General features: G+C 61.4%; 17 protein-coding genes. 11 read left to right on the top strand and 6 right to left on the bottom strand.

Going from position 1 to position 23,131, the window contains the following annotated elements; genetic code table 11:
* Positions 1–112: 112 nt before the first annotated feature.
* The 3 genes from hisC to hisG form a co-directional block, all read right to left on the bottom strand.
* Entirely contained in the window at positions 113–1,186 is a 1,074-nt protein-coding gene (gene hisC, locus ACRRQW_RS07140) for a histidinol-phosphate transaminase (protein WP_438480585.1), read from the bottom strand.
* Between the two features lie 139 nt (positions 1,187–1,325).
* The gene (hisD, locus tag ACRRQW_RS07135) at positions 1,326–2,627 is read right to left on the bottom strand and encodes a histidinol dehydrogenase (protein ID WP_438480584.1); all 1,302 of its coding nucleotides are present in this window, start codon (positions 2,625–2,627) and stop codon (positions 1,326–1,328) included.
* A 99-nt stretch (positions 2,628–2,726) separates the two neighbouring features.
* Positions 2,727–3,635: an ATP phosphoribosyltransferase gene (hisG, locus tag ACRRQW_RS07130; RefSeq protein ID WP_438480583.1), complete on the bottom strand. Its 909-nt coding sequence runs from the start codon at positions 3,633–3,635 to the stop codon at positions 2,727–2,729.
* Positions 3,636–4,051: 416 nt separating this feature from the next.
* Here hisG and ACRRQW_RS07125 point away from each other — a divergent pair, with 416 nt between their 5' ends.
* A complete protein-coding gene (locus ACRRQW_RS07125) occupies positions 4,052–5,176 on the top strand; it encodes a hypothetical protein (protein ID WP_438480582.1) in 1,125 nt (374 codons plus the stop codon).
* Here ACRRQW_RS07125 and ACRRQW_RS07120 read toward each other — a convergent pair.
* Positions 5,173–5,667 (bottom strand): hypothetical protein, encoded by a 495-nt coding sequence (locus ACRRQW_RS07120; protein WP_438480581.1) that lies wholly within the window; start codon positions 5,665–5,667, stop codon positions 5,173–5,175. The genes ACRRQW_RS07125 and ACRRQW_RS07120 overlap by 4 nt on opposite strands.
* A gap of 476 nt (positions 5,668–6,143) precedes the next feature.
* Between ACRRQW_RS07120 and ACRRQW_RS07115 the strand changes: the two genes are divergently transcribed.
* The 7 genes from ACRRQW_RS07115 to ACRRQW_RS07085 all read left to right on the top strand — a co-directional run bounded on the left by ACRRQW_RS07115 (position 6,144) and on the right by ACRRQW_RS07085 (position 18,691).
* Positions 6,144–8,531 (top strand): TonB-dependent receptor plug domain-containing protein, encoded by a 2,388-nt coding sequence (locus ACRRQW_RS07115; protein WP_438480580.1) that lies wholly within the window; start codon positions 6,144–6,146, stop codon positions 8,529–8,531.
* Positions 8,429–9,925 (top strand): hypothetical protein, encoded by a 1,497-nt coding sequence (locus ACRRQW_RS07110; protein WP_438480579.1) that lies wholly within the window; start codon positions 8,429–8,431, stop codon positions 9,923–9,925. Before ACRRQW_RS07115 ends, ACRRQW_RS07110 begins: the two co-directional genes overlap by 103 nt.
* 170 nt (positions 9,926–10,095) lie before the next feature.
* The gene (locus ACRRQW_RS07105; protein WP_438480578.1) at positions 10,096–11,577 is read left to right on the top strand and encodes a glycoside hydrolase family 30 protein; all 1,482 of its coding nucleotides are present in this window, start codon (positions 10,096–10,098) and stop codon (positions 11,575–11,577) included.
* 332 nt (positions 11,578–11,909) lie between these two features.
* On the top strand, positions 11,910–13,988 hold the full coding sequence (locus ACRRQW_RS07100; protein WP_438480577.1) for a sensor histidine kinase: 2,079 nt from the start codon (positions 11,910–11,912) through the stop codon (positions 13,986–13,988).
* A 228-nt stretch (positions 13,989–14,216) separates the two neighbouring features.
* Positions 14,217–14,858: a response regulator gene (locus ACRRQW_RS07095; RefSeq protein WP_438480576.1), complete on the top strand. Its 642-nt coding sequence runs from the start codon at positions 14,217–14,219 to the stop codon at positions 14,856–14,858.
* A gap of 194 nt (positions 14,859–15,052) precedes the next feature.
* On the top strand, positions 15,053–17,458 hold the full coding sequence (locus tag ACRRQW_RS07090; RefSeq protein WP_438480575.1) for a beta-galactosidase: 2,406 nt from the start codon (positions 15,053–15,055) through the stop codon (positions 17,456–17,458).
* A gap of 93 nt (positions 17,459–17,551) precedes the next feature.
* Positions 17,552–18,691 carry an aldose epimerase family protein gene (locus tag ACRRQW_RS07085; RefSeq protein ID WP_438480574.1) on the top strand — a complete coding sequence of 380 codons (1,140 nt, stop codon included), beginning with the start codon at positions 17,552–17,554 and terminating at the stop codon, positions 18,689–18,691.
* A 234-nt stretch (positions 18,692–18,925) separates the two neighbouring features.
* Here ACRRQW_RS07085 and ACRRQW_RS07080 read toward each other — a convergent pair whose 3' ends face one another.
* A complete protein-coding gene (locus tag ACRRQW_RS07080) occupies positions 18,926–19,321 on the bottom strand; it encodes a TonB family protein (protein WP_438480573.1) in 396 nt (131 codons plus the stop codon).
* A 575-nt stretch (positions 19,322–19,896) separates the two neighbouring features.
* Between ACRRQW_RS07080 and ACRRQW_RS07075 the strand changes: the two genes are divergently transcribed.
* The 3 genes from ACRRQW_RS07075 to prmB are packed head-to-tail and all read left to right on the top strand — an operon-like array spanning position 19,897 to position 22,449.
* Positions 19,897–20,754 (top strand): hypothetical protein, encoded by an 858-nt coding sequence (locus ACRRQW_RS07075; RefSeq protein ID WP_438480572.1) that lies wholly within the window; start codon positions 19,897–19,899, stop codon positions 20,752–20,754.
* Positions 20,755–20,760: 6 nt separating this feature from the next.
* Positions 20,761–21,543: a hypothetical protein gene (locus tag ACRRQW_RS07070; RefSeq protein WP_438480571.1), complete on the top strand. Its 783-nt coding sequence runs from the start codon at positions 20,761–20,763 to the stop codon at positions 21,541–21,543.
* A 3-nt stretch (positions 21,544–21,546) separates the two neighbouring features.
* A complete protein-coding gene (prmB, locus tag ACRRQW_RS07065) occupies positions 21,547–22,449 on the top strand; it encodes a 50S ribosomal protein L3 N(5)-glutamine methyltransferase (RefSeq protein WP_438480570.1) in 903 nt (300 codons plus the stop codon).
* A 50-nt stretch (positions 22,450–22,499) separates the two neighbouring features.
* Here prmB and ACRRQW_RS07060 read toward each other — a convergent pair whose 3' ends face one another.
* Positions 22,500–22,901, bottom strand: a complete 402-nt coding sequence (locus ACRRQW_RS07060) for a rhodanese-like domain-containing protein (protein WP_438480569.1) — start codon at positions 22,899–22,901, stop codon at positions 22,500–22,502.
* Positions 22,902–23,131: the final 230 nt, after the last annotated feature.

Here is a 23,131-nt window from a genome sequence, read left to right as displayed (position 1 = left end):
CCTGACCTCCGGGCAGGCTGGTTGTCGGCGTGCATCATTGCGGCCCGCCCGGAGGTCGGGCCCTGCCTCGAACGGAGAAAGTGAAAGATTAAGAGAACGAGAAAGATTTGGATTAGACACGGGCGAGAACCTCCAGCGTGGCGTTGTTTTCGTCGGGCGAACCGACGGTGATGCGGATGGTGTTCGGAACGTCTTTCTGGCGATCGCGCCAGATCACGCCGGCGGCACGACCGGCAGCCATCGTTTTGGCGGCGTCAGCGACTTCGAGGAGCAGGTAATTCGTATCGCTTGGCCAAAGTTCTTTCACGGCTGCCAATTTCGGCAGTGCCGCGGCCAGTCGGACGCGCTCGGAAATCAACAACGCCACCGAAGCGCTCGCCGCGGCGAGGCCGTCGGCGGAAAGTGCGGCGAGAGCGGCTTGCACCACGGGCGCGGGAATCGGGTAGGGCGCGATGACTTTTTGCAGCACCGCGATGACGGCGGGATCGGCAATCGTCGTGCCCACCCGCGCACCGGCGAGGCCGAAGGCTTTCGAGAGCGTGCGGAGAACGACGAGATTGGGATTCGCGCCGATTTCGGAAGCGAGACTCGGCTGGCCGGAAAAATCGACGTAAGCTTCGTCCGCCACGACGACGGCGCGACCGGCAAGCGCACGCGTGACTTTCAACACATCCGCGCGATTGAGCAGATTGCCTGTTGGGTTGTTCGGCGTGCAGAGGAAAACGAGTTTCACCGCCGCGTTGGCGAGTGCGGCTGCGATGACAGCTTCGGCATCGAGCGCGAAATTTTTTGCCTGCACGAGTGGGACTTTAACGACGCTCGCGCCTTGGATGCCGGCGGCGACAACATACATGCCGTAGGTCGGCGGTGTAATCAGGATCGCGTCTTGGCCGGCGCGGCAAAATGTGCGCAGGAGCAAATCGATGCCTTCGTCGGAACCACGCGTGACGAGCGCCTGCGTCGGCGACACGCCGTAGAGCGTCGCGAGTTTCGCGAGGAGATCGGACGGTTGTGGCTCCGGGTAACGGTTGAGCAGTTGCTGGTGTGCAGAGGGAGTTTCAGGATTTTCGTTCGCGTCGAGCCACACGCGGCCGCCTTTTGATTCTTTGCGCGCGGAGCTGTAGGCGGTCAGCGCGAGGATGTCGGGACGGACGAGGGCGAGAACGGAGTCGACGGACGAATTCATGGCGTTTGAGGGTAGGGACCGTTATCCTTAACGGTCATCTCAGGATTTTCGGACGCGCTGAAAGGGCGGTTAGGGATAACCGCCCCTACCTCGAATCGGCCCGCCCGGAGGTCGGTCCCTACCGTTTTGCGTGCGGTGTTCATCCGTTCAGTGAATCGAGGCGCACGCGGACGGCGCGTTGATGGGCGGCGAGGCCTTCGGCGAGCGCGAGGCGTTCGACAACGGGGCCGAGTTTTTTCAAGCCGGAGCGCGCGGCGGTTTGCACGGTCATCGTGCGTTGGAAATCGACGAGACCGAGGCCGCTGCAGACGCGCGCCCAGCCGTAGGTCGGCAACACGTGATTCGTGCCGCTCGCGTAATCGCCGAGCGATTCAGGCGTCCAGTCGCCGAGGAACACGGAGCCGGCGGTCGTGATGTCCGCGAGCAACGCACGCGGGTTGGCGACTTGAAGAATCAAGTGTTCGGGCGCGTAGGCGTTGGCGATCGTGACGGCTTCGGCGAGGTGGGTAGCCACGAAACAGCGGCTGCGTTCGAGCGCTTTGCGCGCGGTCGCGGCGCGCGGGAGATCGGCGAGCTGTTTTTCCAACTCGGCGGAAACGAGCGCGGCAAATTTTGCGGAGAGTGTGACGAGGATGACTTGGGAATCCGCGCCGTGCTCGGCTTGCGAAAGCAAATCCGCGGCGACGAAGGCGGGCGTGGCGCGGTCGTCGGCAATGACGAGCACTTCGGACGGACCGGCGGGCAGATCGAACGCGGCGCCGTCGGCGTTGCGCGACACTTGCAACTTTGCCTCGGTGACAAACGCGTTGCCGGGGCCGAAGAGTTTATCGCATTTCGGAATCGTCGTGGTGCCGTAAGCCATCGCGGCGATCGCCTGCGCGCCGCCGACTTTGTAGATTTCGGTGACACCGCAAAGTTTGGCGGCGAAAAGAATCCACGCGTTGACGGTGCCATCTTTCGCGGGCGGCGTGCAGAGCACGCGCACGGGATTGGCGGCGAGTTGCGACGGCACGCCGAGCATCAGCGCGGTCGAGGGCAATGTGGCGCTGCCGCCGGGCACATAGAGGCCGACGCGGCCGATGGGGCGGGAAACTTTTTCACACACGATGCCGGGCATCGTTTCCACGCGGAGCGCGGCGGGCTTTTGCGCGGCGTGGAAGGTGCGGATATTGGCGTAGGCGCGGCGCAGCGCGGATCTATCGGCGGTGGACAGTGATTTTTCCGCGAATGCGAATTCCGCGGGCGTGACGCGCGGCGACCGCAGTTTAACGCCGTCAAATTTTTCCGTGAGCGAGCGCAGCGCGGCGTCGCCGTTGCGGCGCACCTCGGCGATGATCGCCGTGACCGTCGCGGCGATTTGTGGCTGCGCGGTTTGGGCCGGCCGGCGGAGGGCGTCGGCACGAGCGCGGGCGGAGAGGGTTTTCCAGAGGAGGGGTTTCACGAAAATCGTTCTCTTACTCTTTATCTTAATCTTGAATCGGAGCGGTGGCGGTGGGCTTTCGAGAGAAAGAGAAAGATTAAGAGGAAAGAGTAAGATTATTTAGAGCATCATCTTTTCGATCGGGAGCACGAGGATGCTGGAGGCGCCGGCTTGTTTGAGCGACTCCATGGTTTCCCAGAAAACGTCTTCGGAGCACACGGCGTGGACGGCGACTTTGGTGTCGTCGCCGGCGAGCGGGAGGACGGTCGGGTTTTCGGAGCCGGGCAGGAATTTTTTGATCTGCTCAAGCGACGCTTTGGGGGCGTGGAGCATGATGTATTTGGTGCCGGCGGCTTTTTGCACGCCGTCGAGGCGGCGGAGCACGATCTCAAGTGCGTGGGCTTTCTCGGGGTTGAGTGGCCGCTGGTTGCGGATCAGCGCGGCGGTGCTTTTGAAGATGGTTTCGACGGCGCGGAGTTTGTTCGCTTCGAGCGTGGAGCCGCTGGAAACGAGATCGCAAATCACGTCGGCGAGGCCGAGGCGCGGGGCGATTTCCACAGAGCCGCTGAGTTGGACAACCTCGGCTTTCACACCTTTTTGTTCGAGGTAGCGTTTCGTGATTTGCGGATAAGACGTGGCGACGCGCTGACCGGCGAGGTCCTGGACGCTGGTGTAAGCACGTTCTTCGGGCAGTGCGATGCAGAGGCGGCAGCTGCCAAAATCGAGTGAGCGTTCCACTTCGTAACCCCCGGCGGTGCCGGCGCTGCGGCGCTCGAGCGCGGCTTCTTCGAGGACGTTTTGGCCGACGATGCCGAGATCGCACACGCCATCCATGACGAGTTGCGGGATGTCGTCGTCACGCACGAACAGAATATCGATGGGGAAGTTGTCGGCGTGGAGGAGGAGTTTTTCCTTGGCCGATTTGACCTTGATGCCGCAGGCCTTGAGGAGGTCGAGCGAGTCGGTGGAAAGGCGGCCGCTCTTTTGGATGGCGAGGCGGAGACGGTCTTTGGGTAGCGTGAAGGTCATGGCGGGAAGGAAAAAGAGTTAAGAGTGGATAGCTGAGCGAGGAGCGAGGAAAGGAAGAAACTTGAGCGGAGTTTGGTGAATAAAAAAGCAGAACCCCCGGAGGTTTATACCTGCCGGGGGCTCGGAAATTAATTTCCATCATCCACGGGCAAGGCGCTTCAAGCCTTCCCGGGTGGGGAGGCTAGCTCGTGTGATGGTGGTGATGGTTGAAAACCATGGGTTGAGGCTGGACTGATGTAGCGGGTGGCGTGTTCCGGCAAGAATTTTCTCCGAGCGAGCGTGTCACATGAACCACGTGGCGGGCGGGCGGTTTAGCCGGGGTTTCAGGTCGGCGGATAAAATTTTACCCACTAAAAATAGGCGTTTGGGGAGATGTGCCTTGTGCGACGAGCCGGGCAACGCACTGTCCGACGCACGTGATATTTGAAGAGAAATTCAAGCTAAAGCGCGACGTGGTGATTGCGGCGACGGCATCGGTGACACTGACGTATGTTTACTTTTTGGTGTTCGCCCAGTTTGGCTTTTTAAAAGCGGTGACTGAAGCCGGCACGACTGCGGCGTCGATGAAAGTCATCATGGCATGCATGGGATTGGCCGGCATGGGCGGAAGCGCGCTCGCGGCGAAAGGGTATTCGGTGCAAAAAGCGGTGTCGCGATTGATCACGGGTTACGCGATCTGCGCGGCGGCTGCGGCGGTGTCGCTCGCGCCGCAGTCGTTCGCGCTTTTTTTGGTGGTGGCCGTGCTCGTCGGGCTCGGGCTGGGACTGACGACGGTGACGCTGGCGTGCATGCTGCGACGTGTGCTCGGCGGCGAGCAACTCGGCACGTTAATCGGCCTCGGCACCGGACTGGCGTATGCGACGTGTAATTTGCCGCAGGTGTTTAATGCCACCGCGAAAATCCAAGCGATCACGGCGTTGATGGCGGCGTTGGCGGGAATCGTGGCGGCGAAGAAGCTCACCTTAAATGCGCCCCCAGACAAACCAGCGGGATATGATTATACGCGGCCGGGCATGGTGGTGTGGGTGGCGTTGTTCCTCGCGTTGGTGTGCCTGGACTCGGCGGCGTTTTACCTGATCCAGCATGTGCCGTCGTTGCGGCAGGAAGTCTGGGCGGAAAACGCGGGGCTTATGGTGAACGCGGGCGTTCATTTGCTCGCGGCCTTGCTCGCCGGCTACGCGCTGGATCGTCGCTGGATGAGCGGCGTGGTGGCGTGCGCAGCGGTCGCGTTGATGGCGGCGTGTTATCTTTTGGACTCGGGCAGTCATGCCTTCGCGCAAGGGGCGATCCTCTACACGGCGGCAGTGTCGGCGTATTCGGCGGCGCTGGTGTTTTATCCGGCGCGCGGCATGCGACCGTGGTTGGCGGCGGCGATTTATAGCATCGCGGGTTGGGGCGGGTCGGCGATCGGCATCGGCTTCGCGCAGGGCGTCAGCAAATTGCCGTGGTGGTTCGTAGCTGTCGGTGCCGTGATTATTTTTGGCGCACTGCACATTCGCCAGCAGGGAGTCGACCGGCTGGCGCGGCAGGGAATTAATTAAAACGGCAGCGCTTCTTCGTCGGACGGATGCGACGATGAGGATGACGGCGATTCTGAGAAATCGTCGCCCGAAGATGAAGACTTGGCCGCGGGCGCGGCACCGAGCGTGCCTTTGTTTTGGTGCCAGAGGGTGCGCGCAGCGTTGCGCAAGGTGGTTTCCTGCGGGCGCGGCGGGTAAGGGTTACCGCTGCTGTCGAGGCGCGGGGCTTGTTCCTGCGCATACCACGAGAGCGAACGCTCGCCGAGTTTCGAGAGGGCGACGCCATTGTTTTTGCCGAAGTGCACCTGCACGTCACCCGCGTTAGCGATGACTTCGCTCGGCTGCGGGACTTCTTCGCTGCCGCGCGAACTCGATGAGGAAGCGTAGCTTGAAGACGAAGAACTCGAACGCGCCGGCGTGCTGTTGCGGGCCTGGCTGGATTGACCGCTCGCGAGCAGCTGGCGGATTTGGACGAGTTCTTGGTGAATGGCTTTGAGAAGGTCTTCGCTCATAAAAGTGGCCACACCCAAGACACACGCGGCGCGCACCGAAAGCAAAAACGGGCGGGCTGTTAAAACATCTCCAGCTGCGAGCTGGTGGGACGGGGCACTGCTTTCAACCGGTGAAGAGAGAGAGGAATATCGACGGAACGCGGCTGGGCTGCGCGGACCGTCGGGGCGGCGTGTTGGTCCTGTCGACCTGCCGCCGTCTTCAAACAAAATGGCTCACCCGAACAGGGGATAGTGGAATCAGGGTGGTTTGACTAGTATCCGCTCATCTCCGCGAGCCTGCCTCACGATCCGAGCCCCGTTTCACTGCGATGGCTTGGACTGTTCTGGCTCGCTTTTAAACCCCAACACCTCTGGCCCCGCCCCCGGCTCGCTCCAAGCGACACCGCTTTCGATTTGAGCACCTGCTCCGAAACGGCTTGCTGGTTCGGCGTTACCTTAGGCTAACACAAACTCGGCCTGTCTGCTTCGACCCCACCATGTTATCCTGCGTCATTAACACCCTCTCACTACGAGAACCCGATCGCCTTCGCGGGAGACGCCGCGGCGCGATCCTAGCCATCGCCACCTTTGCCGCGGCTTGGGCCATGCCTGCGGTGCAGGCCCAGACCACCCCAGCTAGCGACGAAAAGAAAAAATCTGAGGAAAAAAAATCCGAGGAAAAGGCTCATGGAGAGGTCCTCCAACTCGCTCCGTTTCAGGTCTCCACGAGTAAGGACGTGGGCTACGCGGCGACTTCGTCGCTCGCCGGTTCGCGCCTGAATACGGAACTAAAAGACGTAGCCTCGGCCATCCAGGTGGTCACCGCAGAGTTCATGAAGGACACGGGATCCTCCAACCTCCAGGACATCCTCGTCTATACGACAAGCACTGAGGTTGCGGGCATCGGCGGCAACTACTACGGCGGCAACGCCGAAGACGGCAGCTATCGCGCCCGGATGCTGGTCAACCCCCAGAGCGGCACCCGTGTGCGCGGTCTCGATACCGCGGATCTGACGCGCAATTTCTACAGCACGGGCATTCCGATGGACTCGTATAACACTTCGCGCGTCGATATCCAGCGCGGCCCCAATTCCATCCTCTTTGGTCTCGGCAGCCCAGCGGGCATCATCAACAACACACTCAAAGAGCCGGACTTGGACAAGTTCGGCGGCGAGGCGCAGTTCCGCATCGGCAGCTACGGCTCATACCGGCAGGTGCTGGACGTGGACGTGCCGCTGGTCAAAAACCAGCTCGGCCTACGCATCAGCGGTCTGAACGACCAGGAAAAATTCCGGCAGGACTTCACCTTTAACAAGGATCGGCGCCTCTACGGTGCGCTCCGCTGGCAGCCAAAGCTCGCCCAAGGCGTGTTCACCCAGATCGACATCAAGGGCGAGACCGGCCGGATTAACGCCAACCGCCCGGTCCCAGTCACCGCTGCCGACTTCATCTCGAACTGGTTCGGCCCGCTCAACAAATACCTGATGTATAATCCGCTGACGAACAATGGCACGCCTCAGGAGCCGAACGGCACGTCGCATCCCGAATTGAGGCACTATTTCGCCGGCGCCCCGGCGCGAGACTGGTGGAACGATTCCCCGGGCACGATTTATCAGAATCCCACCACCGGTGCCATCGGCAACGGTCGCATGGATGCCTACCGTCAGCGCGACGGCGACCCTTGGGGCGGTCTCAGCGGCGTGACGAATCCCAATCTGGACGAAGGCGGCCCGGGTGCGTGGAACAAGGACACTGCGGCTTACTTCGCTAACAACGCGGCCATCACGAAAATCATCAACGATTACCAGAAGGCGACCGGCAAGACCTTCACCGGTTTCGGCACCAGCGTTTGGCCCCAGCAGATGATCCTCTCCGGCCCCCTGGCCTTCATCGACCAGACGATGTCGGGCCCGAACAAGAAGGAATGGAACAACTTCGACTCGATCGACCTGTCGGGTTCACAAACCTATTTCAGCGACCGCCTCGGATTCAATGTCGGCTATTACAAGGAAAGCTACCGTTCCGGATACGCCAATTTGATCGACTCGCCCCGTGTGACTGTGGATGTCAACGCCACCCTCCGCGACGATGGCCCCAATCCCGACGTCGGCCGGCCCTATATCGTTAGTCCGTCCAGCGGCAACATGAAGCGCGAGGACCGCGAGGCTTGGCGCGCCACTGCCTACTACAAGCTTGATGCCGCCGACTACCTCGCCCGCGACAGCTGGCTTGCCCGCATCCTCGGCAATCATACGTTCACCGGCGTCGTTACCAACCAGCGCTACGACAACCTCGACCGTTCGTTCAACCTCTATGCTTGGGATGCGGCCACATTGGGCACTCCCTTCTTGAATTCCGTTAGCCATACTCAGTGGTGGGGCGTCCATTATATCGGCGAAAACCTGCAGAAATATCCGAGTTTCAACGCCATCCCCTCCTCGGCGATTCACGGCATCTCGGCGAGCCACACGCCCCCCGCAGCCGGCAAAGCCCTGATCTTCGACAACAACACGAAGACCTGGCACACTGCCAACCTCAAGCTCCTCAGTTGGGAAACGATCTCGACAAGCTCTACACGGGCATTGGCCAGGGTTACGACAACACGAGGTCCAACTCCGTGGTCTGGCAGGGCAAGATGTTGGACGGTGCTATCGTCCCGCTCCTGGGCTGGCGCAAGGACAAGTTTGAGCGTCAGGAGAAGACGAATATCTACATCCGGGATGCCAACAACGTTCCCATGCCCTTCAGCCCGAAATGGGACTACACTGGCACCACCCCCCTCATGGCGAACGAGCAACGCCGCAGTTGGGGCGCGGTGCTGCACACGGAGCCGATCCTCGCGATGTTCAAGCAGAAGCTGCCGAAGGGCATCACCCTCAGCCTGAACTACAACGACTCCAATAGCTTCCGTCCCTCCCAAGTCGGCACCGATATCTATGGCAAACAACTGCCTTCACCCTCCGGCAAAACCAAAGACTACGGATTCCTCGTGACTGCGCTCGACAACAAAGTATCCCTCCGCATGACGTGGTATAAGACCAGTCAGGCCACTACCACGCTGAGCGATCCTTTCGGCATGAAAGGCTGGGTCGCCGGTGGGGTGGTTCGCACCATGAACGCCCTCATGCAGGAGACCCAGAATGGATGGAACGACAGCCAAACCACCCGCGAGTTGCTGGTGAATAAGTGGTTTTTCGGCAGCACTTACGATCAGGCCATCGCCAACCAGGCGCTGCCGGCGGACTGGCGCAACCAGCTTAGCACCTTGGTCAACCAACCCCTTCGCATCCGCCATGCAGCCGTGGATGGGGATCCCACCTACACTCCCGAAGGCGCGATCAATCCCTCTACCATGCAGCCCTATCTGGCGCCGCCGCTCACCGCCGACGAGATCGAATACCGTCGCGCTTGGTTCGCCGCCCGCACCGATGCCCAGTGGTTCCGCCCACTCGATCAGGCTTGGGCTCCTTTGCAGGGATTTAACAAAGTCCAGGACGGCAACAGGTTTTACTGGAACGGCAGTTCGCCGGGCACCCTGACGCTGTCCAACGATCTCGTCTCCAAGGGCACCGAGATCGAGCTGACCGCCAATCCGACTCGGAACTGGCGCATGACCTTCAACGCCGCCCAAGTCTCGGCCGTGCGCGACAATATTCTCCCTGACTGGACGGCGTTCATCGCGAAGAACAAGGATTTCTGGTTGGAAGGCTTCAACAACAACGCCGGCGGCACTGACCAGCTCAACTACTGGAAACAGGACGGGATTGCCGACGTCCGCCACTGGGGTGGAACCATCAACTATTCGCCCGAAATTGACACTTTCGGCGGGCGCATGCTGGCAAGCGTGTATGGACCCTACGTGAACGCGCTCGCCGGCACCGGCCGGGCCGTCAGCGAACTCCGCAAATGGCGCTACAACTTCGTGACCAACTACAGCTTCAGCGAAGGGCGTTTCAAGAACGTCAATGTCGGCGGCGCCGTCCGCTGGCAGGACAAGACCGCCATCGGCTACCTGCCGAAATATAACTCCGACGCCGGCATCTGGGCGACGGATGTGGACAACCCGATCTATGGCCCGTCCGAGGCCAATTACGACGTCTGGATCGGCTATCGCCACAAGCTCAATAATCGCGTCACCTGGGAGATCCAGCTCAACGTGCGCGACCTGTTCTCGAGCGACGAGCTGATCCCGATCTCGGCCAACCCAGACGGCACAGTCGCGCAGGTGCGCATCCCGAGCCAGACGACTTGGCAGCTCACCAACACCTTCAAGTTCTGATCGGGTTTGTGGTTCTTATCACAGGGCGGGGCATCCGTGGGGGATGTCCCGCCTTCGTTTTGTCAGCTCGGAGGCAGGGCACCCCGGCCGCTCCACCGAGATTTATCCCGGCTTCCTAGCCATCGCGCTTTCGTTCATTACTCAACACGTTTTCTCACCCCAATAATCCCATGACCTCGCTCGCTCGTCTGATGTTCTCTGTGGTTCTCCCGCCGGCCATATTCTGGAACTGCGGATTGCTGCTCTTGCTGGGCGCGCTGACCTCGACTGCTGCCGAGCCCCGTCGTGTGAACCTGCCTCGACCGGATGCGGGGCCAGCATTCGACGGCTGGGGCACGTCGCTCTGCTGGTTTGCCAATGCCGTCGGCCGCTGGCCCGAACCGCAGCGGAGCCAGATCGCCGACGCGCTCTTCTCGGCCGACGGACTCGGCCTGACCGTCGTGCGCTATAACATCGGGGGCGGGGATCACCCGGAGCATCGCCACCTGTCGTGGTTTCGCCAGATTGACGGCTTCGCGCCGAAAGCGGGCACGTGGGACTGGGCCGCCGATCCGGGCCAGCGCTGGATGCTCAATGCCGCGATAAAACGGGGCGCGAAACGGCTGGAGGCATTTTCGAATTCGCCGCCCTACTGGATGACACTGAGCCAGTGCGCGTCTGGCGGCGCCGATCCTAACATTGACAACCTCGACCCGCGGCACGAGGCAGCGTTCGCCGAATACCTGGCCGAGGTCGTGGAACATTTCCGCGACGCTTGGGGCGTCCGTTTCGACACGCTTGCTCCGCTCAACGAACCTTTCACGGACTACTGGCGCGCTAACGGCAACCAAGAGGGCTGCCATTTCGAGCGGCCCACCCAGGCCCGCCTGATCCGGCACCTGCGCTCCGTCCTCGACCAGCGCGGACTGAACTCCGTCAAGATTAGCGCGGCCGACGAGAATAACTACGACCGCGCGATTGAGACCTGGAAATCCTACGACGCGGCCACCCGTGACTGCGTCGCGCAGATCAACGCCCATGCCTACGCGATAGAACGGCGCTCCGAGCTGCGCGACCTAGCCGGCGCCGCCGGCAAACCGCTCGTCATGTCGGAAGTCGATGGTGGTGGCGGTCAATCCCACGACCACGCCGCCATGGGGCCCGCGCTTGCGCTAGCCGGGCAGATCATCGACGACCTGCGCGACCTGCAACCGCTGCGTTGGGTATTCTGGCAAGCGGTCGAGGACGAAGCCGGCGCAGCGAAGTCCAGCCATAACTGGGGACTGATCCATGCTGATCTGGGCGGCGACTCCCATGTCTGGACCGCGACGAAGAAATACCATGCCATGGGCCACTTCTCGAAATTCATCCGGCCCGGGGCCGTGCTCGTCAAAAGCGACGCCCCCGGGACGGCCGCGGCTTGGGATGATGGAAGGAAGGAGCTCGTCATCGTAGCGAGCAACCCTAGCCCGGTCGCGCTCGTGAGCGACTATGACTGCGCCGCTTTCGGCGAGGGCTCTTTGCGCGTGGAGACCTATCAGACCTCGGCACGGGAGGATCTGGCTCCGCAGGTTAAGGTCACCGGTGCCAACGGCCGGTTTTCCGTGACGACCCCCGCCCAATCGATCACGACCTACGTGGTGCGTTGGGGCGAAACCGCCCCGCGTCCCTGATCGCGCGTGACGGGTAACCTTGAATTCCGCAATGCAGGTGTAGCTCGCTACGGGAGCAGCGAGACAAGCTGATGACCAAGCGATTTCCGGGTTCTGAGCTCCCGCGTAGGGACACAAAGCTCATGCTCAACCTCGGAAGCCCAAAGGTCTCTTTGACGGAACGCGGGCGCGATATGCAGGAGGCCCGGCCCGGGGCGCAGGCTTCACCAGAGTATTGCCATTCGCTGCTCCACTCCCATCGTCGCGCGCGTTCCCGTTTCTTGGAAATGAATGCTCGCTTCCGAATTCGCTCCTGCTGCCGGCTCGCTGCCGCCGTGGTGGTTTGCTTCTCGATGAATGCTTGGAGCTTCGCGGCTGCGCCTGAGTCCGCCGCGCTGACGACGGCGACCCAGGTGCGCGCGTTAGCCGTCGACGAAGCGCGGCGCGCCTTGCCTGTTAGACTGCGCGGCATTTTTATGGGCGCGGCCGATCCGGAGGGCATCGCGTTTGTCGTGCAGGATGAGACCGAAGGGATCTACGTCCAAGGTCCTGGCGAACAGGTCGCTGGACTGGTGCGGGGCGATCTGCTGGAGATTGTCGGCGTCACCGACCCCGGCGGCTACGCGCCCTATGTCGTCGCGCACACCGTGCGCAAGGTCGGGCACGGGCGCATCCCCGATCCGATTCAGGTGACGCTCGATGACCTGAACACGGGCCAACTCGACGCTCGGTGGGTCGAGTTCACCGGCATTGTCCGCAGCGTCGAACTCAAGGCTCCCGGCGATCTCCCGCCGCCGCCCCCGGGCACGCGTTACGCGCCAGCGGAGGGCCCGGCTCGCACCGGCGGACAGAAGTTTAAGATGACGCTCGCTGTCGGCGGTGCGCGCGTGGTCGTGCAGATCGACCAGGACATCTCGCCTGCTGATCACATCGGCACCGAGGTGCGCGTGCGCGGATTGTGTTTCAATCTGCACAATTCCAACCGCCAGTTCGTGCGGCCCTTCGTCCAAATTCCCCGCGGCGTGGACATCGTCGTGGAAAAACCGTCGCCCGAGATGTCGTTCGACGGAGAACCGCAGCCGGTGGCCAGCCTCCTTCAGTTTGCGCAGCTCTCCGGCGATCGCGGGCAGCGCGTGCATGTGCGTGGCACCGTCGTCCACCACGAACTTGGCACGGCTCTCTGGATTCGCGATCACGATCGTGGCTTGCGGGTGGAGACCACGCAACGCCATCCGCTACATCCCGGCGATGAGGTGGATGTGGTCGGTTTTCCCGCGCTCGGCGAGTATAGCCCCATCATTGAGGATGCGGTCTTCCGACGGCGCGGGGCTGGCCCCGCGCCGGCTCCGCAGCAATTGGACAAAGCTGCGCGCGTGCCGCAACACGATGCCGACCTCGTCCAGTTGCAGGCCCGACTGAACGACGTCCGCCTCTTTGCCGACAGCGTAGCCCTCGTCTTGGACTGGCAGGGGACATCTGTGCGGGTGCGGATGCATCTGGCAGAAAAAGATTCCGTCCCGCTGGCGTGGCAGCCCGGCAGCATCGTCCAGGTGTCCGGTATTTGCACAGTCGTGGCCGACACGGGCAGCCCTCTCGGTGGATTGTGGGATCCGCGCTCGTTCCAGCTGCTTTTGCGGTCACCGGCGGATCTGGCTGTGATTCAGCCGCCGCCGTGGTGGAGCCCCTCGCGGATCGTTTACGTGCTCTCCGGGTTTCTGGCCCTCGCGATCGGCGCGGCGGCTGTCGTCATGTTCGTCTCCCGCCGGCGGCTGCGTGAGCAGGAGCATCGCCGCGCGATGGCGGAGACGGAATTCACCGCGATCCTCAGCGAGCGCAACCGGCTCGCGCGCGAGATCCACGATACGCTTTCCCAAAGCCTAGGTGCCATCTCGGTGCAACTCGAACTCACGCGCGCGCACGCTGACGGGATCAGCCCGCCCGCCCGCCAGCTCCTCGCCTCCGCGCACAAGCTCACCCGCGCCGCGCTCACCGAGGCGCGCGACTCGATTTGGAACATGCGTTCCCATGTGCTCGAAAAAGGCGACCTCGCCGAGGCGTTGCGCGGCATCCTGCAGCAATTGACAGACGGCACGGGGGTGACGCCTCGCTTTCAAACCGAGGGCCTGCGCCGCCGTCTCCCGCCCACGATCGAGAACAACCTCCTGCGCATCGGTCAGGAAGCGATCACGAACGCCTGTAAACATGCCCGGCCTTCATGCATCGAAGTCAAGCTGGCCTTCGAGGCCCGGAGTGCGCACCTGATGGTCAAGGACGATGGCGTTGGTTTCGTGCGCGAGGTGCGGACAAACGCCAGCCAGCGCAGCTTTGGCCTCGTTGGTATCGTAGAGCGCGCCGAACTGCTGGGCGGCACCGCGGCCATCACCAGCGTCCCCGGCGAAGGCACGCGTGTCGTCGTAAACGTCCCTGCGTGACCATCGCGCGACTGGCGGGTGCCCGCGGTCGGAAGAGCGTGGTGGGCCGGCGTCAGTCTCCGCATTGGCAATACTCTTTCGTCCATGGTCAGGGATCACTCGAATGGGTGAGAGGCAGGATCATGCTGACCTGTTAAATTGATCGGACGGAAATGGTGCTGCCCAGGACTTGCCCCTTGCCCATCCCCCATCATCATGAGTTCTCAACCCGATTTTACCCCGCCAGTCATGGGAGACGCTTCGCCCCGAACCGCAATTCGTATCCTTGTCGTGGACGACCATCCGCCCATGCGGATGGGCTTGGTCGCGTTGATTCGCAGCCAGCCTGGTATGGAGGTGATCGCGGAGGCGTCGGACGGTGAGGAGGCGATCGAGGTTTACGATGACGTCCTGCCTGACGTCGTGCTGATGGATCTTCGCATGCCCGGCGTCGGCGGCGTCGAGGCCATCCTTGCCATCCGAAAAAAGCACCCCGAGGCACGGGTGATCGTGCTCTCCACCTACGATGCAGACGAGGACATCTTCCGTGCGATCCAGTCGGGCGCAAAATCCTATCTCCTCAAAGACATGTCCACTGAGGAAATCGTGAGCACCATCTGTGAAGTGTGCGCAGGCGAGACCACGCTCCCGCGGCAAGTGGCGGAGCAGTTGAACCGGAGTGTGGAACGCCCTCCGCTGACCGCTCGCGAGCGCGATGTGCTGGAAGCGTTGGTGAAAGGGCGCAGCAACAAGGAAATCGCCTCCAGCTTGGAAATTTCCGAGGACACGGTGAAAACGCACCTCAAGGCGCTCTTTTTGAAATTGCGCGTTCGCGACAGGACCGGCGCCGCGGTCGAAGCCATCCGCCACGGCATCATCCATATCAAATAAATCAGGAGTCGAAAGGCCCGGCATGTTGCCGGGCGCAGAGGCGTTTTTCTGATATTCCTGCCTTTGTTCAGTTAATGTCTTCTCGGTGGTTTTTGAATGTTTCGGTAGCGTTCGTTTCCGACTGCTCACCTGAATAGGGGAGCGCGGCCAAGCCGTTCGATTTGCTAGGATGACGTCTTCCCCAAGCGGTGCCGATGCGCGCCGTCTACCTCAACCCCATCGTCGTGAACTCCTTTTTATTGCTCCTCCTGTCCCGGTGCGTGTGGCCGCTCGCCCTGCTGTTTTCCCTCGGTATGATGCCAGCTGCGTTTGCGGCGGCACCCGCACCCGCGCATCGCTTCGAAATCGGCGCGAATGAATTCCTGCTCGACGGGAAGCCGTTTCAGATTCGCTGCGGCGAATTGCACGCACCGCGGGTGGCTCAGGAATACTGGCAGCACCGCCTGCGCATGGTGAAGGCCATGGGCCTTAATATCGTCTGCGCTTACCTCTTCTGGAACATGCACGAGCCCCGGCCCGGCGAGTTCAACTGGTCAGGCCAGGCCGATGCAGCGGCTTTTTGCCGCGCGGCCCAAGCGGAGGGATTGTGGGTGATCCTTCGGCCCGGACCGTATGCGTGCGCGGAATGGGAGATGGGCGGTTTGCCGTGGTGGTTGCTCAAGCACGACGACGTCAAGCTGCGCACGCGCGACCCGCGTTATCTAGAGGCCACGAAACGCTACCTGAAGGAAGTGGGCCGCGAACTTGGTCCGCTGCAAGTCACTCGCGGCGGGCCAATCCTCATGGTGCAGGTGGAAAACGAATATGGATTCTACGGCAAGGACTCCGACTACATGGGCGAACTTCGCGGGGCCTTGCTCGACGCGGGCTTCGACGTGCCGTTGTTCGCATGCAATCCGAAGCAGCACCTCAAGGACGGTTACCGTGCGGACCTGTTTCCCGTCGTGAACTTCGGCACCGACCCAGAGGGCGCGTTCAAGGCTTTGCGTGAAATCCTGCCGACCGGACCGCTGATGTGCGGAGAGTTTTATCCCGGCTGGTTCGACACTTGGGGCGCGCCGCATCACACCGGCAATCCGACGCGCTACCTCACCGATCTCGGTTACATGCTAAAAGCGGGAGCGTCATTCAGTATCTACATGGCGCACGGCGGCACGACGTTCGGTTTCTTCACCGGTGCCGACCGGCCGTTCAAGCCCGACACCTCGAGCTACGATTACGACGCACCGATCAGCGAGGCGGGTTGGGTGACGCCTCAGTTCGAGCAGACACGCGCGCTGTTCGCGCAACACTTGCTGCCCGGCGAGACGATTCCCCAGCCGCCACCGCGCAATCCCGTTATCTCCATCGCTCCGGTCGCGGCGACCAGCTTGGCCCGCGTATTTTGCAATTTGCCCGCACCGCTTACCGAAGAGCGTCCGCGCACCATGGAAGCCTACGACCAGGACTACGGCTGTATTCTTTATCGCACGCAGCTTCCGCCCGGGCCCGCGGCGACACTCGAAGCCGCGGCGATTCATGATGTCGGCCAGGTGTTTCTCGACGGACAACGCATCGGGTTCACCGATCGTCGCTCCCGGAATTTCCGCGTCCAACTGCCCGAGCGCACGCACCCCGTCACACTCGACATTCTCGTCGAGGCGATGGGCCGCGTGAACTTCGGCGTAGAGGTGCATGACCGCAAAGGCATCCACGCCCCGATCACGCTGGCCGTTGCCGATCAGGCGCCCGCGGAATTGCGGGACTGGGAAATTTTTCGTCTGCCCTTCGACAGCGCGATGCTCGATGCACTGCGTTTCGAAGCAGTGCAACCTGCCGGGGCTGCCGTCGGCGTCCCGGCCTTCTGGCGTGCGACCGTGAAGATCGAGCAGCCAGGCGATTGTTTTCTCGATATGCGTCCGTGGGGTAAAGGCTTCGTGTGGGTCAATGGCCATAACCTCGGTCGCTACTGGAACATTGGCCCGCAGCAAACCATGTATGTGCCGGGTCCGTGGTTGAAGGCGGGCGACAATGAGATCGTCGTCCTCGATTTGCTCGGCCCCGAGCAGCCGGTGATCGCCGCGCTGGCGAAACCCATCCTCGACCAGTTGCGCCCGCAACTTGATTTCGCCCGCGCCAAGCGCCGCGAAGTGAAATTGCGCACGGATTTCGGTCCGCCCGCGCACGCGGACAGTTTTGCGGCGGGCTCGAACTTGCAGGAGGTGCGGTTCGGCGCACCGGCGCGCGGTCGGTATTTCTGCCTCGAAGCGCTCACGGCCCACGATGGAGGACCGTTGGCGTCGATCGCGGAGATTGCGCTGCTCGACGCCAACGGCCAGCCATTGAGCACCGAAGGGTGGACGATCGGCTATGTCGACAGCGAGGAACGCGAACGCGAGGACGGCACGGCAGAAAACGCGATCGATGGTCAGACGGCCAACTTCTGGCGCACGCAATGGGGCGAGGCGCAACCGGGCTTTCCGCATCGCTTGATTCTCGATCTCGGACAGTCGCGCGTGGTCGGCGGCTTTCGCTACGTTCCGCGCCAAGGCGCGGCCGACGTCCCCGGTCGCATCAAAGAATATCGCATCTTCGTCGCCGATGATCTGATCGACCCTTGAGTCGTCCGGCAGACGGTTTAAGTTTGCGCGGTTGCCGCGAGCGAATCAGGAAAGCGTTTTCACCTCCGGATCGAAACCCGATCCGCGCACGATATGACGAACCCAGCTCGTTTCATTTTTGCGGTCGCTCTCTTTCTGATCGTGTTGCGGCTGGGCGCGGCCACACCGGTCGAGCAACGCCCATTCGGAAAACTAGCTGACGGTCGCGCCGTCACGCTCTATACGCTCACATCCTCGCGCGGGCTGGTCGTCGAAGTGATGGATTACGGCGCCACGCTCGTCAGTATCCGCACTCCGGATCGCACCGGTAAAATCGGCGATGTGGCGCTGGGCTTTTCCGACGTCGGCGGTTATGTCCGCTCGTCCGCGTATTTCGGTTCCGTCGTCGGTCGCGTCGCCAACCGCATCGCCGACGCGCGATTCACCCTCGACGGCAAACCCCATGTGCTAGCCGCCAACAACTCGCCCGGTGGCGTGCCGTGTTCTTTGCACGGCGGGAATGTCGGTTTCGACAAGGTGTTGTGGAAAGCCGAACCGTGCGAGGTCGCTGGCCGGCCCGCGCTGCGTCTCTCTTATTTGAGCAAGGACGGGGAGGAAGGTTATCCGGGCAACCTGCAGGTGCACGTGACTTACTCGCTGACGCCGGATCACGGCCTGCGCATCGATTACGAGGCGACCACCGACCGCGCGACGCCGGTCAACCTCAGCAACCACAGTTATTTCAACCTCAAGGAAGAAGGCGCGGGTGACATTCTCGGGCACGAACTTACGATCCACGCACGCCGTTACACGCCGGTGAATCAGGGGCTTATCCCAACCGGTGAGATCGCTCCGGTCGCGGCAACGCCGTTCGATTTCACGACACCGCGCCGCATCGGCGAACGGCTGGGAGAGGCTCACGCTCAACTGAAACTCGGAGGCGGCTACGATCACAACTGGGTGCTGGATCGGAAAGGCGCTGGTCTCGAACTCGCCGCGACGGTTTATGAACCGGCCTCCGGGCGCGTGTTGGAGGTCTTCACGACCGAGCCGGGCCTCCAATTTTATTGCGGCAATTTTCTCGACGGCTCTTTCCGGGGCAAGGCCGGCACCCCCTACGTTTATCGCGGCGCGATCGTGCTCGAACCCCAGCATTTCCCCGACTCGGTGAACCAGCCCGCTTTCCCAAGCATCCTCCTCCGTCCCGGCAAACGTTACGCCAGCAGCACAGTCTTCCGCTTTTCGACGCGCTGAAAGCATCGATGGCCCGGGCCCCGTCATCGAGATCGACGCCTCAATCGACAAGCTGCTCTTGCCCCCGGGCACAAGGCGCAGGCGAACTTTGAGCGACAGGCCAATTAGAAAGATGAGCAGTGCTCGCCGCCTGAGATTTGTCCGCAGTTATCGGGAGCGAAACTGTGATGCAAAAATAACAAAGCCGTCCCTCGCTTGCGCGAAGGACGGCTTTGGTGGTTTTCAGTTTACTGGTTAGTTAGCCGCGAGGCGGGTCGCATCGGCGAAGGAATCGACGATGGTCACCGGCAACACGACTTTGCGAGGCACCGCGACACCGGCTTCGAGGGCAGGGGAGAATTTCCACTGCGCCACGGCGGCGACGACGGCTTCGACGAGTTCGGCATCTGCTTTGGGCGTGCGCGACGTGATAAGCGTCGGCTTGCCCGTCGCATCAACGACGAACTCAAGCGCAACCTGGGCGCCGGCGTATTCAGGAGCGACCGATGGGGTGACCACCGAGATCGGCACCGGAATATCCGTGCGGCCGCGATATGCATCGACATAGGCCTTTTCGGGCGAGCTCGCGAGAAGGGCGAGCGGCGCAGCAAGAAGACCGAGGCTGAGGGCTAGTTTGGACTTTGTGTTCATGTTCATAATCCCAACCCGGAGGTTGGGTTTTAGTTTTTCTGTTTTTTAGGAGCAGGGTGGCACCACCGGCCACGAGGACCGCAGGCAAACACCCAGTTTCGCCACCAGCCGGCCGTTTTAGCGGCGACTGGCGGCAAAAGTGTGAGTTTTGGGGCTCATCTCCGGTAAAGCGCGCACAAGCAGGCCGCAATCCGGTGTCCCTAAAAATCAAACACTTACACAGTATCCGACCGTCACACTGCGAGCTCGCGCAGGGATCCGGCCATAGTCAAAGAACGCACTACTTGGGGAGGGTTCTTTGAAAGCAATATCGGTTAAGACAGACCTACAATAGCACGCGCGGTGCCATTTGTCCTGCGACAATCGTGTCACACTTGCATTTAGAGCGCTATTACTGCGAACCGTGCGGGGTATTAGTTCGAACGGACGTGGGATTGTGGAGGAATCCATTGTGTCCGGTCTGTGGATGGGCGGGTTTGGCGCCCGCGGACGATACGGAGTTCGTCCCGCCAGAGAGTGCGGTGACAAGAACGCTAAAGCCTTGAACGATTAGGCGGGGTGCTTGTCGTAGCCGCATGCGATTTATTGCGACCCCTCTGCGCCGTGCGGTGCTTTGCTTGAGTTTGTTTGTCGGGATCTCCGGCGTATTGTCGGCGGAAACGTCTTCGGAAAAGACCCTCAAGGAAATCGTCTCGCGGCAAAAAGACATTCTCTCCCGCGCGCAGAAAGAAGGCGAGCACCTCGACGAAGCGTGGCTGCGCGGCGAGTTGCAGGCGGTGATCAACAGCTACGACGTGCTTATCCAGAAAGCGCCGGACTTTGCGCCGGGTTACGTCGCTTACGGGATGTTGCTCGGTCAGGTCGGCATGACCAAGGCGGCGGTCGGCATGCTCCTCAAAGCCAACCAACTCGATTCCGACATCCCGGTCGTGAAAAACCAAATGGCCAAACATCTCGCCGAAGACGGCAAGCCTGCCGAAGCGTTGCCGTGGATCATGTCGGCCATCGATCTTGAGCCGAAGGAACCGCTTTATCACTTCCATCTCGGAATGCTCCTGAACGAAGGTCGCGACGATTTTCTCAAAGCCGGCACGTTTACGCGGCCCGCGCTCGACAAGGCGATGCTCGAAGCCTTCGCGCGCGCCGTAGAACTCGCGCCAGATAATTTCGCCTACGCGTATCGGCGCGCCGAGGCCTACTACGATCTCGAAACGCCGCAATGGGACGAGGCCATGAAACAATGGAAAGCGCTCGAAGGTCGCGCCAAGCCCGGCATTGAGCAGGAGACGATTGCGCTGCACGTGGCGAACGTCCTTATCAAGCAAGGCAAGCTCGAGAGCGCTCGCCTCATCATCGCCACCGTGAAGGAAACGGTCCTCCAGAAACAGAAACAAACTTTGCTCGACCAGTTGGACGCGAAGACTGAGAAATAAGCCCGCATGTCGTTTCTCAATCGCATCGAGCGGGCCCTCGGCCGCTTCGCCATCCCCAATATCTCACTCTACCTCGTCATTGGACAGGTCCTGTTCTGGTCGGTTGGGTTTCTCGGACAATTTAATCTCGAGCTGATCAAACTCGTGCCGGCAGCCGTGCTCGCGGGCGAAGCGTGGCGGGTGATCACGTTTCTGTTTTACCCGCCGAGTTCGCATCCCGTATTTATCGCGTTTGCGTGGTATCTGTTTTGGATGATGGGCAGCTCGCTGGAAAGCTACTGGGGCGTGTTTCGTTATAACCTGTTTTTGTTCGTCGGCTGGGCCCTGACCGTCGGCGTGGCGTTTCTGTTTCCTTACAATGCCACGACCAATCTCTTCCTCGCGGGCAGCGTGTTTCTGGCGTTCGCGTTTTTGAACCCGGATTTCGAGATGATGCTCTTTTTCATTCTCCCCGTGAAAATCAAGTGGCTCGCGCTGATCCAGTGGGCGGGCTACGGCTACATTCTGGCGGTCGGCTCGAATCCAGAACGTCTCGCGGTGCTCGCGGCGATCGGCAATTTCTTCCTCTTTTTCTCCGGCGAAATCTTTCAACGGATCAAGACCGGCAGGCGTCGCATGGAGCACCAGTCCAAAGTGACCGCCGCGCGTGCCGCTTCCGAAAACGAGCCACGCCACCGTTGCGTGGTGTGCGGCAAGACCGACCTCACGCACCCGCGCGAAGAATTTCGCTACAGCGACGACGACCAGTGCTATTGTTCGGAACACCGCTCTGGCGCGAAAAAAGCGTAAGCCATGGCCGCGCGCGCCAAATCTCCCGCGACGCTTGGCGAATGGCTCGCGCACGCGATCAAGCTCTACGCGAAACACGACAGCGCGCTCGGCCAAGTCGCCACGAGCGCACACGACGAAGCGCTCTACCTTTTGCTGCATACGCTCGGCCTACCGATGGACAGCAAACCGGTGGTGCTGAAAAAGAAATTAACCGCGGAAGAAACCGCGCGCGTCGCGGAAGTCTTTCGCCTTCGCCTCGAGGAACATGTGCCCGCTGCCTACCTCACGCGCGAAGCGTGGCTCGGCGAACATCGGTTCTACGTCGACGAACGCGTGATTATCCCACGCTCGTATTTTCTGGAGCTGCTCCCCGAGCAGATTCCGCAGTGGCTGCCTGCGAACAAACCCGTGAAGCGCGTCGTGGATGTCTGCACCGGCTCGGGCTGTCTCGCGATTTTGTTGGCTCATCAATTTCCCGACGCGAAAGTCGATGCGGTCGAACTTTCGACCGACGCTCTTGCTGTGGCGAAGTTTAACGTCGCCGAGCACGGCCTCGCGAAACGCGTGAAGCTGTTTCACTCCGATGTGCTCGAAGCGGTGCCGGTTGCGAAATACGATCTCATCCTGAGCAACCCGCCCTACGTGCCCACGCGCGAACTGCGCGATTTACCGGAGGAGTTTAAAAACGAACCGCAGATGGCGCTCGATGGCGGCAAGGACGGCCTCGACATCGTGCGCCGACTTTTGCGCCAGTCGCGCGAACGACTCCAACCGCACGGCATCGTCGCTCTCGAAGTGGGTCAGGCAAAGCCAGCGTTGGACCAAGCCTTTCCCGAACTCGACCCGCACTGGTTACACACTGAAGACGGCGAAGACTGCGTGTGCGTGATCCAAGCCGCGCGATTGGTGAACTGGAAAGGGTAATAAAAAAAGCGCATCGCTGGATAGCGATGCGCTCGACGCACACGGTAATCTTACTTCGCGGGCTCGGCGGCTTTGCGCGTGGGCAGGCCCGCGTCCTGCCAGTCCTTTAGCGAACCAGCGACAGCGGTTTTGTAGCCTTTCTTTTCCAACTCAGTGGCGACTGCAGTCGCGCGTCCGCCGCGACGGCAATAGGTGATGATTTGCTTGTCCTTATTTTTTTCGAGGAAGGGTTTCCATTCGCCGATGAGGCCTTCGTCAAATTCGCTCTTCGCGAGCAACACCGCGGGCGCGGCGACGCCGCTCTCAGCCCATTCGTCGGACTCGCGCACATCGACGATGACCGCTTTGCCTTCAGCAACGAGTTTGGCGGCTTCGGCGGGAGTAACTTTTGGAACGTCAGCGGCGAACATAGATGCGGTGAGGGCTACGAATAGAACGAGGAGGCGTTTCATGCGAGCGACGTTAACGCCCCTATGTTGAAGCGCAAGGGAGTGTTCGGTCGAGTCAGGCCAATGCGATCCGCGATCCGTTTGTCATATATTATATGACAAACGGATTGGGCACGCGGGTTACTTGGATTACGATGCGGGCACTTTTTGCGGAAAAGCAGGAAACGATTTGCGGGGGTGCGACGTATCCGCGGGGAGGTCTGCGCGTCTCCGTGGTTTCACCCCAAACTCCG

This window comes from Oleiharenicola lentus (assembly GCF_051660365.1).
GTDB classification, from domain to species: Bacteria; Verrucomicrobiota; Verrucomicrobiia; order Opitutales; family Opitutaceae; genus Lacunisphaera; species Lacunisphaera lenta_A.
The sequence above is the reverse complement of the archived record's forward strand: the minus strand, read 5'-3'. Positions and strand labels throughout refer to the sequence as shown.

Coding starts and splice junctions, on each gene's coding strand:
- hisC (WP_438480585.1), bottom strand. CDS start 1,186: ATGAATTCGTCCGTCGACTCCGTTCTCGCCCTCGTCCGTCCCGACATC.
- hisG (WP_438480583.1), bottom strand. CDS start 3,635: ATGACCTTCACGCTACCCAAAGACCGTCTCCGCCTCGCCATCCAAAAG.
- ACRRQW_RS07120 (WP_438480581.1), bottom strand. CDS start 5,667: ATGAGCGAAGACCTTCTCAAAGCCATTCACCAAGAACTCGTCCAAATC.
- ACRRQW_RS07115 (WP_438480580.1), top strand. CDS start 6,144: ATGTTATCCTGCGTCATTAACACCCTCTCACTACGAGAACCCGATCGC.
- ACRRQW_RS07110 (WP_438480579.1), top strand. CDS start 8,429: ATGGCGAACGAGCAACGCCGCAGTTGGGGCGCGGTGCTGCACACGGAG.
- ACRRQW_RS07105 (WP_438480578.1), top strand. CDS start 10,096: ATGACCTCGCTCGCTCGTCTGATGTTCTCTGTGGTTCTCCCGCCGGCC.
- ACRRQW_RS07100 (WP_438480577.1), top strand. CDS start 11,910: ATGAATGCTTGGAGCTTCGCGGCTGCGCCTGAGTCCGCCGCGCTGACG.
- ACRRQW_RS07095 (WP_438480576.1), top strand. CDS start 14,217: ATGGGAGACGCTTCGCCCCGAACCGCAATTCGTATCCTTGTCGTGGAC.
- ACRRQW_RS07090 (WP_438480575.1), top strand. CDS start 15,053: ATGCGCGCCGTCTACCTCAACCCCATCGTCGTGAACTCCTTTTTATTG.
- ACRRQW_RS07085 (WP_438480574.1), top strand. CDS start 17,552: ATGACGAACCCAGCTCGTTTCATTTTTGCGGTCGCTCTCTTTCTGATC.
- ACRRQW_RS07080 (WP_438480573.1), bottom strand. CDS start 19,321: ATGAACACAAAGTCCAAACTAGCCCTCAGCCTCGGTCTTCTTGCTGCG.
- ACRRQW_RS07075 (WP_438480572.1), top strand. CDS start 19,897: ATGCGATTTATTGCGACCCCTCTGCGCCGTGCGGTGCTTTGCTTGAGT.
- ACRRQW_RS07070 (WP_438480571.1), top strand. CDS start 20,761: ATGTCGTTTCTCAATCGCATCGAGCGGGCCCTCGGCCGCTTCGCCATC.
- prmB (WP_438480570.1), top strand. CDS start 21,547: ATGGCCGCGCGCGCCAAATCTCCCGCGACGCTTGGCGAATGGCTCGCG.
- ACRRQW_RS07060 (WP_438480569.1), bottom strand. CDS start 22,901: ATGAAACGCCTCCTCGTTCTATTCGTAGCCCTCACCGCATCTATGTTC.